The 15,949-nt window shown below is 64.2% G+C and carries 14 protein-coding genes; 8 read left to right on the top strand and 6 right to left on the bottom strand.

Features of this window, described 5'->3' with window-relative positions; genetic code table 11:
* Positions 1-52: 52 nt before the first annotated feature.
* The 3 genes from gatA to SS05631_RS04975 all read right to left on the bottom strand — a co-directional run bounded on the left by gatA (position 53) and on the right by SS05631_RS04975 (position 2,683).
* Positions 53-1,534 (bottom strand): Asp-tRNA(Asn)/Glu-tRNA(Gln) amidotransferase subunit GatA, encoded by a 1,482-nt coding sequence (gene gatA / locus SS05631_RS04985; RefSeq protein ID WP_037414189.1) that lies wholly within the window; start codon positions 1,532-1,534, stop codon positions 53-55.
* Between the two features lie 48 nt (positions 1,535-1,582).
* On the bottom strand, positions 1,583-1,870 hold the full coding sequence (gatC, locus tag SS05631_RS04980; protein ID WP_037414187.1) for an Asp-tRNA(Asn)/Glu-tRNA(Gln) amidotransferase subunit GatC: 288 nt from the start codon (positions 1,868-1,870) through the stop codon (positions 1,583-1,585).
* Positions 1,871-1,978: 108 nt separating this feature from the next.
* Entirely contained in the window at positions 1,979-2,683 is a 705-nt protein-coding gene (locus tag SS05631_RS04975) for a metal-dependent hydrolase (protein WP_037414185.1), read from the bottom strand.
* A 117-nt stretch (positions 2,684-2,800) separates the two neighbouring features.
* Here SS05631_RS04975 and ruvX point away from each other — a divergent pair, with 117 nt between their 5' ends.
* Complete coding sequence (ruvX, locus tag SS05631_RS04970) at positions 2,801-3,289, top strand: Holliday junction resolvase RuvX (RefSeq protein WP_037414255.1); 489 nt, start codon at positions 2,801-2,803, stop codon at positions 3,287-3,289.
* On the opposite strand, the gene SS05631_RS31305 is transcribed toward ruvX, so the two are convergent.
* Both SS05631_RS31305 and SS05631_RS31300 read right to left on the bottom strand, forming a co-directional pair.
* Positions 3,232-3,576 carry a DUF6105 family protein gene (locus SS05631_RS31305; RefSeq protein WP_037414183.1) on the bottom strand — a complete coding sequence of 115 codons (345 nt, stop codon included), beginning with the start codon at positions 3,574-3,576 and terminating at the stop codon, positions 3,232-3,234. The genes ruvX and SS05631_RS31305 overlap by 58 nt on opposite strands.
* The gene (locus SS05631_RS31300) at positions 3,573-3,710 is read right to left on the bottom strand and encodes a hypothetical protein (protein ID WP_172900168.1); all 138 of its coding nucleotides are present in this window, start codon (positions 3,708-3,710) and stop codon (positions 3,573-3,575) included. The genes SS05631_RS31305 and SS05631_RS31300 overlap by 4 nt, the downstream gene beginning before the upstream one ends.
* 221 nt (positions 3,711-3,931) lie before the next feature.
* On the opposite strand from SS05631_RS31300, the gene SS05631_RS04960 reads away from it, so the two are divergent.
* A complete protein-coding gene (locus tag SS05631_RS04960) occupies positions 3,932-4,867 on the top strand; it encodes an AEC family transporter (protein ID WP_037414181.1) in 936 nt (311 codons plus the stop codon).
* Here the strand turns inward: SS05631_RS04960 and SS05631_RS04955 are convergent.
* Complete coding sequence (locus SS05631_RS04955) at positions 4,849-6,501, bottom strand: acyl-CoA dehydrogenase family protein (RefSeq protein WP_037414179.1); 1,653 nt, start codon at positions 6,499-6,501, stop codon at positions 4,849-4,851. The two genes, SS05631_RS04960 and SS05631_RS04955, sit on opposite strands and share 19 nt — an antisense overlap.
* A gap of 170 nt (positions 6,502-6,671) precedes the next feature.
* On the opposite strand from SS05631_RS04955, the gene SS05631_RS04950 reads away from it, so the two are divergent.
* From SS05631_RS04950 to rnr, 6 genes are all read left to right on the top strand, one after another.
* The gene (locus SS05631_RS04950) at positions 6,672-7,613 is read left to right on the top strand and encodes an aspartate carbamoyltransferase catalytic subunit (RefSeq protein ID WP_037414178.1); all 942 of its coding nucleotides are present in this window, start codon (positions 6,672-6,674) and stop codon (positions 7,611-7,613) included.
* A complete protein-coding gene (locus SS05631_RS04945) occupies positions 7,610-8,902 on the top strand; it encodes a dihydroorotase (protein WP_037414176.1) in 1,293 nt (430 codons plus the stop codon). The genes SS05631_RS04950 and SS05631_RS04945 overlap by 4 nt, the downstream gene beginning before the upstream one ends.
* 27 nt (positions 8,903-8,929) lie before the next feature.
* Positions 8,930-9,541: a glycerol-3-phosphate 1-O-acyltransferase PlsY gene (plsY, locus tag SS05631_RS04940; protein ID WP_050988168.1), complete on the top strand. Its 612-nt coding sequence runs from the start codon at positions 8,930-8,932 to the stop codon at positions 9,539-9,541.
* The gene (gene dprA / locus SS05631_RS04935; RefSeq protein WP_037414174.1) at positions 9,541-10,701 is read left to right on the top strand and encodes a DNA-processing protein DprA; all 1,161 of its coding nucleotides are present in this window, start codon (positions 9,541-9,543) and stop codon (positions 10,699-10,701) included. The genes plsY and dprA overlap by 1 nt, the downstream gene beginning before the upstream one ends.
* A gap of 200 nt (positions 10,702-10,901) precedes the next feature.
* Positions 10,902-13,562 carry a type I DNA topoisomerase gene (gene topA / locus SS05631_RS04930; protein WP_037414251.1) on the top strand — a complete coding sequence of 887 codons (2,661 nt, stop codon included), beginning with the start codon at positions 10,902-10,904 and terminating at the stop codon, positions 13,560-13,562.
* Positions 13,563-13,564: 2 nt separating this feature from the next.
* Complete coding sequence (gene rnr, locus SS05631_RS04925; protein WP_037414172.1) at positions 13,565-15,931, top strand: ribonuclease R; 2,367 nt, start codon at positions 13,565-13,567, stop codon at positions 15,929-15,931.
* The last annotated feature ends 18 nt before the right edge of the window (positions 15,932-15,949 follow it).

Genomic DNA, 15,949 nt, shown 5'->3' with positions numbered 1-15,949 from the left:
CTGCATTCATTTCCGGCGCCGCTTGACTATTGCCGGCGGAAGCTGGCGCCAGTTACCACCACTTTGCCGGCGTGAAGCGGCCGGCGGCCTGTTCGATGACATGGGCCGTCTTGAACAGCGTTTCTTCGTCGAAAGGCTTGCCGATCAATTGCAGGCCGAGCGGCAGTCCCTTGTGATCGAGCCCGCCGGGGACGGCAATGCCCGGCAATCCGGCCATGTTGACCGTTACCGTGAAGATGTCGTTCAGGTACATCTTGACCGGATCGGACGCGAGATCCTCATCGGCGATGCCGAAGGCTGAAGACGGCGTGGCCGGGGTGAGGATCGCATCGACGCCTGCCTGGAAAGCAAGCTCGAAGTCGCGCTTAATCAGGGTGCGGACCTTCTGAGCGCGCAGATAATAGGCGTCGTAGTAGCCCGCCGACAGCACATAGGTGCCGACCATGATGCGGCGTTTGACCTCGCGACCGAAGCCGGCGGCGCGCGTCTTCTCATACATGTCGACGATGTCCTTGCCGTCGACACGCAAGCCATAGCGCACACCGTCGTAGCGCGCCAAGTTGGACGACGCTTCGGCCGGTGCAACGATGTAATAGGCGGGCAGCGCGTACTTCGTATGCGGCAGCGTGATATCGACGATCTCGGCACCGGCTTCCTTCAGCCAGGCGATGCCCTGCTGCCAGAGCGACTCGATCTCCCCGGGCATACCGTCGACGCGGTATTCCTTCGGAATGCCGATCTTCATGCCCTTAATCGACTGGCCGATCGACGCCTCGTAGTCCGGAACCGGAAGGTCGACGGAGGTCGTGTCCTTGGAATCGACGCTCGCCATCGACTTCAGAAGGATCGCCGCATCGCGCACGTCGCGGGCGATCGGACCGGCCTGGTCGAGCGAGGAGGCGAAGGCGACGATGCCCCAGCGCGAGCAGCGGCCATAGGTCGGCTTGATGCCGACGGTGCCGGTGAAGGCCGCCGGCTGGCGAATGGAACCGCCGGTGTCGGTTGCCGTCGCGCCTGCGCAGAGTTGGGCCGCAACTGCAGCCGCGGAACCGCCGGAGGAGCCGCCAGGCACGAGATCCATGTTCGATCCCTTGGCGCGCCACGGGTTCTTGACCGCACCGTAATAGGAGGTCTCGTTGGACGAGCCCATGGCGAACTCGTCCATGTTCAGCTTGCCGAGCATGACCGCGCCATCGTTCCAGAGATTCTGGGTAACGGTCGACTCATAGCGCGGCTTGAAGCCGTCGAGGATGTGGCTGCAGGCCTGGGTGTGCACGCCTTCGGTACCGAAGAGGTCCTTGATGCCGAGCGGGATGCCTTCGAGAGCACCGGCATTGCCGGCGGCGATACGGGCATCGGAAGCCTTGGCCATCTCGCGCGCCTTTTCCGGCGTCACGGTGACATAGGCGTTGATCGTCTCATTGGCTGCCTCGATCGCTGCGATATAGGCATCGGTCAATTCGACCGCGGTGATTTCCTTTGCGGAAAGCTTGGTGCGGGCTTCGGCGATCGTGAGGCGGGTCAGGTCGGTCATGGTGCAATCGAACTTTCGAATCTGGACGCGGGCGGCGGGAAGCGGCTCTTACTCGACCACTTTGGGAACGAGGAAGAAGTTGCGATCCGAATTCGGCGCATTGGCCACGATGTCGGCGGCCTTGCCGCCGTCGGCGACAATGTCGTCCCGCTTCTTCATCTCCATAGGCGTCACCGATGTCATCGGCTCGACGCCATCGACGTCCACTTCGGAAAGCTGCTCGACGAAGCCGAGGATGCCGTTGAGCTCGCCGGTCATCCGTTCGGCTTCCTCGTCACTGACGGCGATGCGGGCGAGGCGCGCGACACGCTTCACGGTGGCAAGGTCAACGGACATGGTCGTCTCCGGTATCTCAAAGTTTCCCCCGCTATAAAGGCGAGTTGCACAACGTGCAACTGGGGCAAACGTCGGCGAGCCGGCCCCTGCGCTTCGCGCTCTCCTTCGTCAGGCCGTGACCACGCCTCCGACCTCGGGCGTCGCGACCAGGGTCGAGGTGCCGTCCATGCCGGTGACGAAGGTCTCCGGCGTCTGATCGATGATCGGAAACGAGCCATAGTGGCAGGGAATGGCGGTGTTGAATTCGAAATAGCGTTGGCAGGCGAGCGCCGCCACCGCACCGCCCATGGTGAAGCGGTCGCCGATCGGCACGATGCCGATATCCGGCTCGTGCAACTCTTGGATCAGAGCCATGTCGGAGAAAATGTCCGTGTCTCCCATGTGATAGAGCGTCGGCTCGTCATCAAAATGGAGGACAAGGCCATTCGCATTGCCGAGGCAATGCGAAACGCCATCCTCGGTAATCTGCGCCGAGGAATGCAAGGCATTGACAAAGGTGGCCGAGAAGGCGCCGAGCCGGATCGTGCCGCCAGTATTGCCGGGCTCCATCTTCGAAATGCCATGCCGTCCGAGCCACATGCACAGGTCGAAGTTGGCGACGACGGTGGCGCCGGTCTCCTTGGCGATCGCCACCGTGTCGCCGACGTGGTCGCCATGGCCGTGCGTCAGCAGGATATGGGTCAGCCCGGCGGTCGCCGTCCGGCGTTCGCTGTCGCGGAACGCCGGATTGCCGGTGAAGAACGGATCGATCAGGATCTTCGCCCTCGCGGTTTCGATGTGAAAGGCGGAATGGCCCAGCCATTTGATCTTCATGACGTTCTCCCTGAAAGCATGGCGGCTTCGAAGCAAGCCATAAAGGTCATCGATTTATCTGCCGGACAAGCATATGGATCAGACCAGCGAAGCGGAAAGATCGAATCGGCCAAACCCATGACAATTCTCACCATCGAAGAACTCGCCGGCCGGCTGCCGCCACACCAGGCGATCGCCGGTCTCGATCTCGGCACCAAGACGATCGGCCTCTCCGTATCCGATCTCGGACGGCGCTTTGCAACGCCGCGCGAGGTGATTCGGCGCATCAAGTTCGGCGTCGATGCGCAAGCGCTGCTGGCGATCGCGGAAAAAGAAAAGGTCGGCGCCTTTGTCATCGGCCTGCCGGTCAACATGGACGGAACGGAAGGGCCGCGCTGCCAGGCGACGCGCGCCTTCGTGCGCAATATGGGCGAGAAGACCGATATTCCCTTCGTGCTCTGGGACGAACGGCTTTCGACGGTCGCGGCCGAGCGGGTGCTGATCGAAATGGACGTGTCGCGCAGGAAACGCGCCGAGCGCATCGACTCGGCCGCCGCCTCCTTCATCCTTCAGGGGGCGCTCGACAGATTGGCATCCCTCGGCAGGGCGGATAGCTCGGCCGGCTGAGATGTCGCGCCGCCGAAGCGGGCGAGTAGCCAGGTTGCAATTTGCCGGTGCTTGCGCAGCGCGACGAGGCCGAAAAGGACGATTGTATCGACAACCATTGCCCGCGCAACGAGCGGCGGAATGCTCTCCGGCGGGATACCGAGGATGTGGCCGTAGAGGCGGAAGACGAGGTCATGCGCCTCGCGCGTCAGCATGAAGATGCCGAAGCTCATGTCGTAATAGGAGAGCGAGTACCAGCCGGTCAGCAGGATCACCGGGCCGCCCCAGAAGACCATGAGCCACTTCATGCGCCCCTCCCCTCTGCCCAGCCGATGAGCAGCGGGAAGATGGCGCGATCCGCGAGCATAAACGCGACCAGCCCGACGGCAAGCGTCGCTATGTCGAGCGCCAGCGCAGCGAAAAACATCATCATGATGATCATCAAGCCAGTTCTCACCGAACCGCTCCATTCCGAACGTCATTGAACTGAGGCCAGTATCTCCGCCATCGCCGGTCCTCTGCAACGTAAACCATCTGTTAAGGTTAATATTCACAAGCCGAGCCGGCTTGCGGCACTCACCCGGCCGGCTTTAATAGATAGAGAGAAGGCGCGCCGATTTCCTGGCCCCCGCCCACCTGACCCCTCCACCTGCATGAGCCGCGATGACCGCCATTTTCGAAAGCATCCTGCCCGTCTTTCTGCTCGTATTGCTGGGCGTCTGGCTCCGCCGTTCCAGGCTCATCGATCAGGGGCTCTGGGTGGGGCTCGAGCAGTTCGGCTACTACTTTCTCTTTCCCGCGCTGCTCTTTTCGACCCTGGCGAAGGCGGATTTCACGGGAATGAGGGCCGACGCGACGGCCGTCGCGGCAATTGGCAGCGTCACGCTGATGTCGATCGCTGTCCTGCTTGCCTGGCCCCTCCTGCGCAATAACGGCATTTCCGGCGCCACCTTCACCTCGATCTTCCAGACTGCGACGCGTTGGAATGCCTTCATAGCGCTCGCCATCGCTGAAAAGCTCTATGGCGCACTTGGACTGAGTCTGACCGCTCTGGTGATGGCGCTGATCATCATCCCGATCAACTTCTACAATGTCGCCGTGCTCGTCTGGTTCGGCGGCGGCAGCCGCGGTATCGGCCTGTTTTTCCTGCGGATCGTCACCAACCCACTCATCATCGCATCGGCACTCGGCATCCTATGCAATCTTGCGGGGATCGAGGTCTATTCGCCGGTCATGCGGACGATCGACATGCTGGCGAGCGCCTCGCTCAGCCTGGGCCTGATTCTGGTGGGCGCCGGATTGAAGATCGCCGACGCCCTGAAGCCAAGCGCACCCGCCGTCCTGGCGGTCGCACTGAAACTGATCGTCATGCCGATCTTCATGGTTGCCGGAAGCGCACTCCTCGGCATCGACGGCGATGCCCTGGTGATCATCGGCCTCGGCGCTGCCGTACCGACGGCCATGAACGGCTATATTCTCGCCAAACAGATGGGGGGAGACGCGGAGCTCTACGCCGCCGTCGCCACGATACAGACGGCCCTGTCGTTCTTCACGATACCGCTTGTCCTTTTCGTCACCGGCTACGCCGCGGCGGGATAGAGAAGATCGAGCACATAGGCGGAGTCGAAGCGGGAATCGAGCATGCCGTAGGTCGCGCGCCAACCGGCGGCCAATCGCGACTCCAGGAAGGCATCGGCGATGCGGCCGGCACCCAACCGATAGAGCTCGGCGGCGGCGGCCGCCAGCGCCAGCTGTTCGACCAGCATGCGCGCCGCGCCTTCGTCGCGCTCGCAAAGCGACATGGCGGCGCGCAGCACGTCGATCGTCTTGGGGCCGGAGGGTCCGAGATCGCGGCTGAAGACGGCGAACAACTGCTCGAAGAGCTCCTTGCGGCGACCGAGCACGCGCAAAACGTCGAGCGCCATGACGTTTCCGGAACCCTCCCAGATCGCATTGACCGGCGCTTCGCGATAGTGCCGGGCAAGCGCCCGCTCTTCCACGTAGCCATTGCCGCCGAGGCACTCCATCGCCTCGTAGATCAAGGCGGGGGCGATCTTGCAGCACCAGTATTTCGCGACGGGCGTCATGATCCGGGCGTAGGCCGCATCCTCGGCGCTGCTGTGCGCATTGTCGAAGGCTTCGGCGAGGCGGAACGACAGCGCGCTTGCGGCGGCGACGTCGAGCGCCATGTCGGCGAGAACCCGCGTCATCATCGGCTGGCTGACGAGCGTCTTGCCGAAGACCTTGCGGCCGCGGGTATGGTGCACGGCCTCGGCGAGCGAGGCTCGCATCATCCCGGCCGAAGCGAGCGCGCAATCGAGCCTGGTCAGCGTCACCATGTCGAGGATCGTGCGAATGCCGGCATCCGGCGTGCCGAGCAGGAAGCCGAAAGTGTCCGAGAATTCGACCTCCGACGAGGCATTGGAACGGTTGCCGAGCTTGTCCTTGAGGCGCTGGAAGCGCAACCCGTTGGCGGCGCCGTCCTCGAGCAGCCGCGGCACCAGGAAACAGCCGAGCCCCTCGCGGGTCTGCGCCAGCATGACGAAGGCGTCGCTCATCGGCGCCGACATAAACCATTTGTGGCCGTTCAGACGGTAGATCCCCTCGCCGACCCGTTCGGCGGTCGAGGTATTGGCGCGCACATCCGTGCCGCCCTGCTTCTCTGTCATGCCCATGCCGATCGTCACCGCGGACTTCTGCATCCAGGGCCGGTTGGTCGAGTCGTATTTGCGCGACAGGATCTTCGGCGCCCACTCCTTCTGGACAGCCGGCGAGGCGGTGATCGCGGCGACGGAAGCGCTGGTCATCGTCAGCGGGCAGAGATGGCCGCATTCGAGCTGCGCCGTCAAATAGAAGCGCAGCGCCCTCACCTTGTGCGACCGACCGCGCTCGTCCGGCAGATTCTCCCAGGCGGAAGAGTGCAATCCGGTTGTCATCGACCGGCGCATCAGCGCATGCCAGGCCGGGTGGAACTCGACGACATCGAGACGTTCGCCGCGCGGCCCGTGGGTCTTGAGCTTCGGCACGCCGTCATTCGCCATGCGCGCCAGTTCCTGCGCCTCGGGCGTGGTCACATAGCGGCCGAGCGCGTCGAACTCGTCACGAAGCGTCTTCGACATGCTTGACGTGATGTCGACCACTAGGGGGTCGGAACGGTAGGCATTGATACCGGACCAGGGCTTCGGCTGGTTCAGTTCGGCGAGTTTCTGTTCGGTCCGGTTCATCTGATTCATGAGGCCGGTTCTAGCGCAAGTTTCGCGGGTACGAAACAGGCCCGCGGACAAGAACCATGGCCGCCGCTCGTTTTCTTCGGAAGCCCCTGTGCGTCGCTTGCCGCGCCACTTGCCGTGCCAAGGGCCACGTTCTATAGAGCGAGCCAAATTCCAGCATGCAAGGGCGGCTCATGATCACTTTCCCGCATCGCCACCTGCTTGGCATCAAGGGGCTGACGGAACAGGACATCACGCTCCTCCTCGATCGCGCCGACGAAGCCGTGAAGATCTCCCGGCAGCGGGAGAAGAAAACGTCTTCGCTCCGCGGGCTGACGCAGATCAATCTCTTCTTCGAAGCATCGACCCGCACGCAATCGTCCTTCGAACTGGCCGGCAAGCGGCTTGGCGCAGACGTCATGAACATGTCGGTCGGCAACTCCTCGGTGAAGAAGGGCGAGACGCTGATCGACACGGCGATGACGCTGAACGCGATGCATCCGGACGTGCTGGTCGTTCGCCACTCGTCGGCCGGCGCCGCGGCACTGCTTGCGCAGAAGGTCTCCTGCTCCGTCGTCAACGCCGGCGACGGCCAGCACGAGCATCCGACCCAGGCGCTGCTCGACGCGCTGACGATCCGCCGCGCCAAGGGGAAGCTGTCGCGGATCATCGTGGCGATCTGCGGCGACGTCCTGCATTCGCGCGTCGCCCGCTCGAACATCCTGCTGCTCAATCAGATGGGGGCGCGCGTTCGCGTCGTCGCCCCGGCGACTCTGCTCCCCGCCGGCATCGAGCAGATGGGTGTCGAGGTCTATCGATCCATGGCGGAAGGCCTCAAGGATGCGGACGTCGTCATGATGCTGCGGCTCCAGCGCGAGCGCATGGCCGGTTCCTTCGTGCCGTCGGTGCGGGAGTATTTCCACTATTACGGGCTGGACGCGGAAAAGCTGAAGGCGGCGAAGGACGATGCGCTCGTCATGCACCCTGGCCCGATGAACCGGGGCGTCGAGATTGCGTCGGAGATCGCCGACGGACCGCAAAGCGTCATCGAACAGCAGGTCGAGATGGGCGTTGCCGTGCGCATGGCCGTCATGGAAACGCTTCTTCTCTCTCAGAACCAGGGCCCTCGCCTATGACCAGACCGCTTGTTCTCGAGAACCTGCGCATCATCGATCCCTCGCGAAACCTCGACGAGGTCGGCACGATCGTCGTCGGCAACGACGGACGGATCCTTGCGGCCGGCAAGGACGCCCTGAACCAGGGCGTCCCGACGGGCGCCTTCGTCAAGGATTGTGCCGGCCTCGTCGCCGTGCCCGGCCTCGTCGATGCCCGCGTCTTCGTCGGAGAACCGGGCAGCGAATATCGCGAAACGATCGAGTCGGCCGCGCGTGCGGCAGCGACCGGCGGCGTCACGTCCTTTATCTCCATGCCCGACACCAATCCGGTGATCGACGAGATCGCCCTCGTCGAGTTCGTGCAGAAGACCGCCCGCGACAAGGCGCTCGTCAACGTCTATCCGGCCGCCGCCCTGACGAAGGAGCTGCTCGGCGTGGAAATGAGCGAGCTCGGGCTGCTCCGCGATGCGGGTGCGGTCTGCTTCACCAACGGCCGGCAGCCTGTCCACGACACGCTCGTGCTTCGCCGCGCCATGACCTATGCGCGTGAATTCGGCGCCGTCGTCGCGCTCGAGACCCGCGACAAATACCTCGGCGCCAACGGCGTGATGAACGAAGGCCTGCTCGCGAGCTGGCTCGGGCTGCCGGGCATTCCGCGCGAGGCCGAGATCATCCCGCTCGAGCGCGATTTGCGCGTCGCGGCACTGACGAAGGCCGCCTATCACGCCGCCGAGATCTCCGTCCCCGAATCGACGGATGCCGTGCATGCGGCACGAGAACGCGGGGCGAATGTCACCTGCGGCATCTCGATCAATCACCTGACGCTGAACGAGAATGATATCGGCGAATACCGGACCTTCTTCAAGCTGACCCCGCCACTGCGCGGCGAAGACGACAGGGTTGCCATGGTCGAGGCGCTTGCCGCAGGCAAGATCGACATCATCGTGTCGTCGCACGACCCGCAGGGCGCCGATACCAAGCGGCTGCCCTTCGCGGATGCGGCCGACGGCGCGATCGGATTGGAAACCCTGGCGGCGGCGGCACTTCGGCTCCACCACAGCGGCCAGGTTCCGCTGATACGGCTTATCGATGCGCTCTCGACGCGTCCTGCCGCGATCTTCGGCCTGGACGCCGGCACGCTGAAACCCGGCGCGAAGGCGGATATAGCCATCCTCGATCTCGACGAACCCTGGATCCTCTACGAAAAGGAGCTGGTTTCCCGCTCCAAGAACACGCCATTCGAAAATGCACGCTTTACCGGCCGGGTCGTGCAGACCTATGTTGCCGGCAAGCTCGTCCATTCATTGTGAGCCGAAGCATTTAGGGGGGAGGAACCGGTGGATCTGTTTTCCTGGCAGCTGGGGCTGCCCGCAACACTTCTCTGCCTCGCCTTCGGATATCTGCTCGGCTCCATCCCCTTCGGCCTGATCCTCACCCGCATGGCGGGGCTCGGCGACGTGCGCAAGATCGGCTCCGGCAATATCGGCGCGACGAATGTCCTGAGAACCGGCAACAAGAAACTGGCCGGGGCCACGCTCTTGCTCGATGCGCTGAAGGGAACGGCAGCGGCCGCGGTCGCGTCTCTGTGGGGTGTCGAAGCCGGCATCGCCGCTGGCCTCGCCGCCTTTCTCGGCCATCTCTTTCCGGTCTGGCTCTCCTTCAAGGGCGGCAAGGGCGTCGCCACCTATATCGGGATCCTGCTCGGCCTTGCGCCTCTGATGGTTCCCGCGTTTGCCGCGATCTGGCTCGTCTCGGCCAAGATCACCCGATACTCCTCACTGTCGGCACTGGTTGCCACCGCGATCATGCCGATTGCACTCTACGCCACCGGATACGGGAAGATCGCCCTGCTCTTCGCCTTGATGACGGTCATCACCTGGATCAAGCACCGCGCCAACATACAGCGGCTCTTGAGCGGTACGGAAAGCCGGATCGGAGGAAAGGGATAATGCCGGCCGGCATCGCTCGACGTAACGGAACCGCGCTGACGGAGCGGCAGAGAATCGCATGGCTGCGGCTGATCCGCAGCGATAATGTCGGTCCGGCGACCTTTCGGGACCTCGTCAACCACTTCGGCTCCGCGGAGGCGGCGCTCGAGGCGCTGCCGGAACTGTCGCGGCGCGGCGGCTCGGATCGACAGTTCCGCATCGCCTCGGTGGCAGACGCGGAGCGCGAGCTCGAGGCGGCGCATCGGTTCGGCGCGGTATTTGTCGGTATCGGCGAGCCGGACTATCCGCCGGCGCTCAAGGAAATCGACGCCGCTCCGCCGCTTCTTGCGATGAAGGGCAACCTCCAGGCGGCAAGCCGCCCCTCGCTCGGCATCGTCGGCTCGCGCAATGCCTCGGTCAGCGGCGCGAAATTCGCAGCGATGATCGCGCGCGACGCCGGTGCCGCGGGCTATGTCATTACTTCCGGCCTCGCCCGCGGCATCGACACAGCCGTCCATCGCGCCAGCCTCGAGACCGGCACGATTGCTGCGCTCGCCGGCGGCCTCGACCAACCCTATCCGCCCGAAAACGTCGGCCTCCTGCAGCAGATCACCGCGGAAGCGGGCTTGGCGATCAGCGAAATGCCCTTCGGCTGGGAGCCGCGCGCCCGCGATTTTCCAAGACGAAATCGCCTGGTGGCCGGCATCAGCCTCGGCGTCGCAATTGTTGAAGCCGCCAGCCGTTCGGGCTCGCTCATCACCGCCCGCTATGCGGCCGATTTCGGCCGGCTCGTCTTTGCCGTACCGGGCTCACCGCTCGATCCGCGTTGTCACGGCACGAACGATCTCCTGAAACAGGGCGCGATCGTCACCACCTCCGCCGCCGACGTTCTGGAGGGATTGGCGCCGCTCAGCCGCGACGATCTATTCTCGCGGCTGAGCGCCCGGGAGCCGGTGCCTGAACATGCGCCCGCCGTGCCGCCCACGATGCCTTCGCCCGGAGGAGGCGGCCGCGCCCTTGTCGTCGAAGCGCTCGGTCCGACGCCGGTCGAGATCGACGACATCATCCGCCACACCGGCCTTTCCGCCTCCGAGGTGCACCTCGTGCTTCTCGAGCTCGATCTTGCCGGCCAGCTCAGCCGCCACGGCGGCAATCTCGTATCCCTCGCGCCACCGCAATAGGCGGCAAACGCAGCTCTACACGGGGAAATCGCAAAACGAACCACCGGAAGTTGCGGAAAATCGAATGTTGCGGTTTGGTTGCGGTTCGCTATTTTCGATAAACCCCTTGACCGCGCCCGAATCCCTGTCCATTTCGTGGCCACCATAAAGGCCGCGCAACACCTGCGCCTTGCCAGAAGAGATTGTCTCAGAGAATGACGATGAATGTTGTAGTGGTGGAGTCGCCTTCCAAGGCCAAGACGATCAACAAGTATCTCGGCCCCGGCTACAAGGTACTTGCTTCGTTCGGCCATGTGCGGGATCTGCCGGCCAAGGATGGATCGGTTCGGCCGGACGAAGATTTCGAAATGTCGTGGGAAGTCGACGGCGCCTCCGCCAAGCGGATGAAGGACATTGCCGACGCCGTGAAGTCGTCGGACGGGCTGTTTCTCGCAACCGACCCGGATCGCGAGGGTGAGGCGATCTCCTGGCACGTGCTCGATCTCCTCAAGAAAAAGAAGGTGATCGGCGACAAGCCGGTCAAGCGCGTCGTCTTCAATGCCATCACCAAAAAGGCGGTGCTCGATGCGATGGCGGACCCGCGCGACATCGATATCTCGCTGGTCGACGCCTATCTCGCCCGCCGCGCCCTCGACTACCTCGTCGGCTTCAATCTTTCCCCGGTTCTCTGGCGCAAGCTGCCCGGCGCGCGCTCGGCCGGCCGCGTGCAATCGGTGGCGCTGCGGCTCGTCTGCGACCGCGAGGCGGAGATCGAACGCTTCGTCACGGAGGAATACTGGAATATCGCGGCGCTCTTGAAGACGCCGCGCGGCGACGAGTTCGAAGCGCGGCTCGTCTCGGCGGAGGGCAAGCGGCTGCAGGCGAAGTCGATCGGCAACGGCGAGGAGGCCAATCGGCTGAAGGCGCTGCTCGACGGCGCGAGCTATGTGGTCGAGAGCGTCGAGGCGAAGCCGGTCAAGCGCAATCCCGGTCCGCCCTTCACCACCTCGACATTGCAGCAGGCCGCTTCCTCCAAGCTCGGCTTCTCGGCGTCGCGCACCATGCAGGTGGCGCAGAAGCTCTACGAAGGCGTCGATGTCGGCGGCGAGACGGTCGGTCTCATCACCTATATGCGTACCGACGGCGTACAGATGGCGCCGGAGGCGATCGATGCAGCGCGTCGGGCGATCGGCGGCCAGTTCGGGCCCCGTTACCTGCCGGAAAAGCCGCGCTTCTATTCCACCAAGGCGAAGAACGCTCAGGAAGCCCACGAAGCGATCCGGCCGACCGACTTCAACCGCACGCCCGATCAGGTCCGCCGCTTCCTCGACGGCGACATGCTGAAGCTCTACGACCTGATCTGGAAGCGCGGCATCGCCAGCCAGATGGCCTCCGCTGAGATCGAACGGACGACGGCCGAGATCGCGGCCGACAATGGCGGCAGGAAAGCCGGCCTCCGGGCCACCGGCTCGGTCATCCGCTTCGACGGCTTCATCGCTGCCTATACCGACATGAAGGAAGACGGCGAGCAGGCGGACGACGGCGATGAGGATGGCCGGCTGCCCGAGATCAATGCGCGCGAAAACCTCGCCAAGCAGAAAATCAACGCCACCCAGCACTTCACCGAACCGCCGCCGCGCTATTCGGAAGCGACGCTGATCAAGAAGATGGAAGAACTCGGCATCGGGCGGCCCTCTACCTATGCCGCGACGATCAGCACGCTTGTCGACCGCGACTATGTGACGATCGACAAGCGCAAGCTGTTGCCGCAGGCCAAGGGCCGGCTGGTCACCGCCTTCCTCGAGAGCTTCTTTACCCGCTATGTCGAGTACGACTTCACCGCGTCGCTTGAGGAAAAGCTCGATCAGATTTCCGCCGGCGAGCTCAACTGGAAAGACGTGCTGCGCGAGTTCTGGAAGGATTTCTTCTCGCAGATCGAGGATACCAAGGAACTGCGTGTCACCAATGTGCTCGATGCGCTCAATGAGGAGTTGGCGCCGCTCGTTTTCCCGAATCGCGAAGACGGCGGCGACCCGCGGACCTGCCAGGTCTGCGGCACCGGCAAGCTCTCGCTGAAGCTCGGCAAATACGGCGCCTTCGTCGGCTGCTCCAACTATCCGGAGTGCAATTATACGCGCCAGCTTTCGTCGGAAAGCAACGGCGAGGCGGAAGCCTCCGTGTCGAACGAGCCGCAGAGCCTCGGCAAGGACCCGCACACCGGCGAGGAAATCACGCTGCGCAGCGGCCGCTTCGGACCCTATGTCCAGCGGGGCGACGGCAAGGAGGCCAAGCGCGCAAGCCTTCCCAAGGGCTGGACGCCGGCGACGATCGACCACGAGAAGGCGCTTGCCCTTCTCTCGCTGCCGCGCGACATCGGCAAGCATCCGGAGACCGGCAAGATGATCTCGACCGGGATCGGCCGCTACGGCCCGTTCGTGCTGCATGACGGCACCTATGCCAATCTGGAGTCTGTCGAGGACGTCTTCTCGATCGGCCTCAATCGGGCCGTTTCTGCACTCGCCGACAAGCAGTCGAAGGCTGCAGAAGGCGGCCGCGGGCGCACCGCCGCCGCTCTCAAGGAACTCGGGGAACATCCCGACGGCGGGGCGATTACGGTACGCGACGGTCGCTTCGGCCCCTATGTCAACTGGGGCAAGGTGAACGCAACCCTGCCGAAGGGCAAGGATCCGCAATCGGTGAGCGTCGAAGAGGCGCTCGCACTGATCGCCGAACGCGCGGCGAAAAGCGGCGTGTCGAAGGGCAAGTCGGCCAGGGGCCGATCCGCGGCCGCGGCAACGAAGAGCAAGGCGACGAAAACCGGAAAGCCCAAGACCGCTGCAAAGGCGAAGAGCAAGACGGCCGCGAAGGCCAAGAAGGACTGACCTTGAGCAGAATTCCGCGCGATCCGACCGAACGGCCCGCAAGAGGCGCCGGCAAGAAGCAGTTGCGCGCGGCCCAGGCGGCGCCCGCCCAAAAGGAAACGATCATCCACGGCGCCGTTCCGTCACGCGACATGCTGATGCGCTTCATCGCCGAAAACCCGCAGCAGGCCTCGAAGCGGGAGATCGCCAAGGCCTTCGGCCTCAAGGGGGAAGCTCGCGTCGAACTCAAGGCGCTGCTGCGCTCGCTGGAAGAGGACGGGCTGGTCGAGAAGAAGCGCAAGTCGCTCGTTCGCCCCGGCGCCCTGCCGCCGGTGACCGTGCTCGACATCACGATCCGCGATATCGACGGCGAATTGATCGGCCGGCCGGCCGAATGGCTCGACGACGACGGCGTCGCGCCGGCCGTCCTCATCCGGCAGTCTGCCGTCGGCAAGGCGAAGGGCAAGATACCCGTCGCCGGTCTCGGCGACCGGGTGCTTGCCAAGATCTTCCCGGCCAAGGAGCGCGGCGGGCCGGCCTACACGGCGCGCATCATCAAGGTCCTCGACAAGCGCAAGGATGCCGTGCTCGGCGTTTTCCGCGCTACACCGGGCGGCGGCGGACGGCTGCTGCCGATCGACAAGCGGGGCGAGGAAGTCCTCGTCGATCCGGAATTCACCGGCGAGGCCAAGGACGGCGACCTCGTCGAAGTGCATCTCGCCCGCCTCGGCCGCTACGGCCTGCCGCGTGCACAGGTGCAGAACATCATCGGCTCCGTCGCTTCCGAAAAGGCGATCTCGATGATTGCCATCCATGCGCATGGCATTCCTCACATTTTTCCGGAGCGTGTGCTGCAGGAGGCCGATGCGGCAGAGGCCGCGACAATGGCGCATCGCGAGGATTGGCGCTCGCTGCCGCTCGTCACCATCGACCCGGCCGATGCCAAGGACCACGACGACGCCGTCCATGTCGAACCGGACCCCTCGCCCGACAATCCCGGCGGCGTCATCGTCACGGTCGCGATCGCCGATGTCTCCTGGTACGTCCGGCCGAAATCGGTTCTCGATCTCGAAGCGTTGAAACGCGGCAATTCCGTCTATTTCCCCGATCGCGTCGTGCCGATGCTGCCCGAGCGAATCTCCAACGATCTCTGCTCCTTGAAGGAAGGCGTCGATCGCCCGGCGCTCGCCGTCAGGATGCGCTTCTCCAAGGAGGGCCGTAAGGCGGGGCATACGTTCCACCGCATCATGATGCGCAGCGCCGCCAAGCTTTCCTATCAACAGGCCCAGGCCGCCATCGACGGCGCGCCGGACGAGAAGACCGGGCCGATCCTGGAACCGATCCTGAAGCCGCTATGGGAAGGCTACCGCATTCTCAGCCGCGGGCGGGAACGGCGCCAACCGCTCGAGCTCGACATGCCCGAACGCAAGATCATCCTGAAGCCGGATGGGACCGTCGACCGGGTCTTCGTGCCGGAGCGGCTCGACGCCCACAGGCTGATCGAGGAAATGATGATCCAGGCCAACGTCGCCGCCGCGGAGACGCTGGAACAGAAACGCCAGGCACTGATCTACCGCGTCCATGACCAGCCGTCGCTCGCCAAGCAGGAAAGCCTGCGCGAGTTCCTGGCGACGCTCGACATCTCGCTCTCCAAAGGCGGCAATATGCGCGCCAACCATTTCAACGGCGTACTCGCCCGGGCCGACGGCAAACCCTACGAGACGATGGTCAACGAGATGGTGCTGAGGTCGCAAAGCCAGGCGATCTACAGTCCGGAGAACATCGGCCATTTCGGCCTTAATCTGATGCGCTATGCTCATTTCACCTCGCCGATTCGGCGCTATGCCGACCTAGTGGTGCATCGGGCGCTGGTGAGCGCGCTCGGGCTTGGCGAGGGCGGCTTGACACCCCAGGAAGAGGGCGTGCTCGACGATATCGCAGCGGAAATCTCCACCTTTGAGCGGCGCGCGATGGCGGCCGAACGCGATACGGTCGACCGGCTGATCGCCCATCACTTGAGCGGACGCGTCGGCGAGGAGTTCGACGGGCGCGTTTCGGGCGTCACCAAGGCGGGACTATTTGTCACCCTTCCCGCCTATGGTGCCGATGGGTTCATCCCTATATCTACGCTCGGACGCGACTACTTCATCTATGACGAAGCGCATCAGGCCCTTTCCGGCGAAAAAACCGGACTTGGCTATCGGCTCGGCGATCCGGTCCGCGTCAAGCTCGCAGAAGCCGTGCCGCTCGCCGGCGCGCTCCGCTTCGAGATGCTGAGCGAAGGGCGAAAGATGCCGACGGCAATGCGCTCCTTTCACAAGTCCGGCCGCCGCGATCGCATGAACGCAGGCAAGCGGCCGGGAACGCGACCGCCGCGCGGCAGGCGCTGATCTTCAGCGGCCGGAGCG

Origin of the sequence: Sinorhizobium sp. CCBAU 05631 (assembly GCF_002288505.1) — a bacterium.
GTDB lineage: Bacteria > Pseudomonadota > Alphaproteobacteria > Rhizobiales > Rhizobiaceae > Sinorhizobium > Sinorhizobium fredii_C.
Note: the sequence above shows the minus strand (reverse complement) of the source record. Positions and strands in the feature narration are given on the sequence as shown.

Coding starts and splice junctions, on each gene's coding strand:
- gatA (WP_037414189.1), bottom strand. CDS start 1,534: ATGACCGACCTGACCCGCCTCACGATCGCCGAAGCCCGCACCAAGCTT.
- gatC (WP_037414187.1), bottom strand. CDS start 1,870: ATGTCCGTTGACCTTGCCACCGTGAAGCGTGTCGCGCGCCTCGCCCGC.
- SS05631_RS04975 (WP_037414185.1), bottom strand. CDS start 2,683: ATGAAGATCAAATGGCTGGGCCATTCCGCCTTTCACATCGAAACCGCG.
- ruvX (WP_037414255.1), top strand. CDS start 2,801: ATGACAATTCTCACCATCGAAGAACTCGCCGGCCGGCTGCCGCCACAC.
- SS05631_RS31305 (WP_037414183.1), bottom strand. CDS start 3,576: ATGAAGTGGCTCATGGTCTTCTGGGGCGGCCCGGTGATCCTGCTGACC.
- SS05631_RS31300 (WP_172900168.1), bottom strand. CDS start 3,710: ATGATCATCATGATGATGTTTTTCGCTGCGCTGGCGCTCGACATAGCG.
- SS05631_RS04960 (WP_037414181.1), top strand. CDS start 3,932: ATGACCGCCATTTTCGAAAGCATCCTGCCCGTCTTTCTGCTCGTATTG.
- SS05631_RS04955 (WP_037414179.1), bottom strand. CDS start 6,501: ATGAATCAGATGAACCGGACCGAACAGAAACTCGCCGAACTGAACCAG.
- SS05631_RS04950 (WP_037414178.1), top strand. CDS start 6,672: ATGATCACTTTCCCGCATCGCCACCTGCTTGGCATCAAGGGGCTGACG.
- SS05631_RS04945 (WP_037414176.1), top strand. CDS start 7,610: ATGACCAGACCGCTTGTTCTCGAGAACCTGCGCATCATCGATCCCTCG.
- dprA (WP_037414174.1), top strand. CDS start 9,541: ATGCCGGCCGGCATCGCTCGACGTAACGGAACCGCGCTGACGGAGCGG.
- topA (WP_037414251.1), top strand. CDS start 10,902: ATGAATGTTGTAGTGGTGGAGTCGCCTTCCAAGGCCAAGACGATCAAC.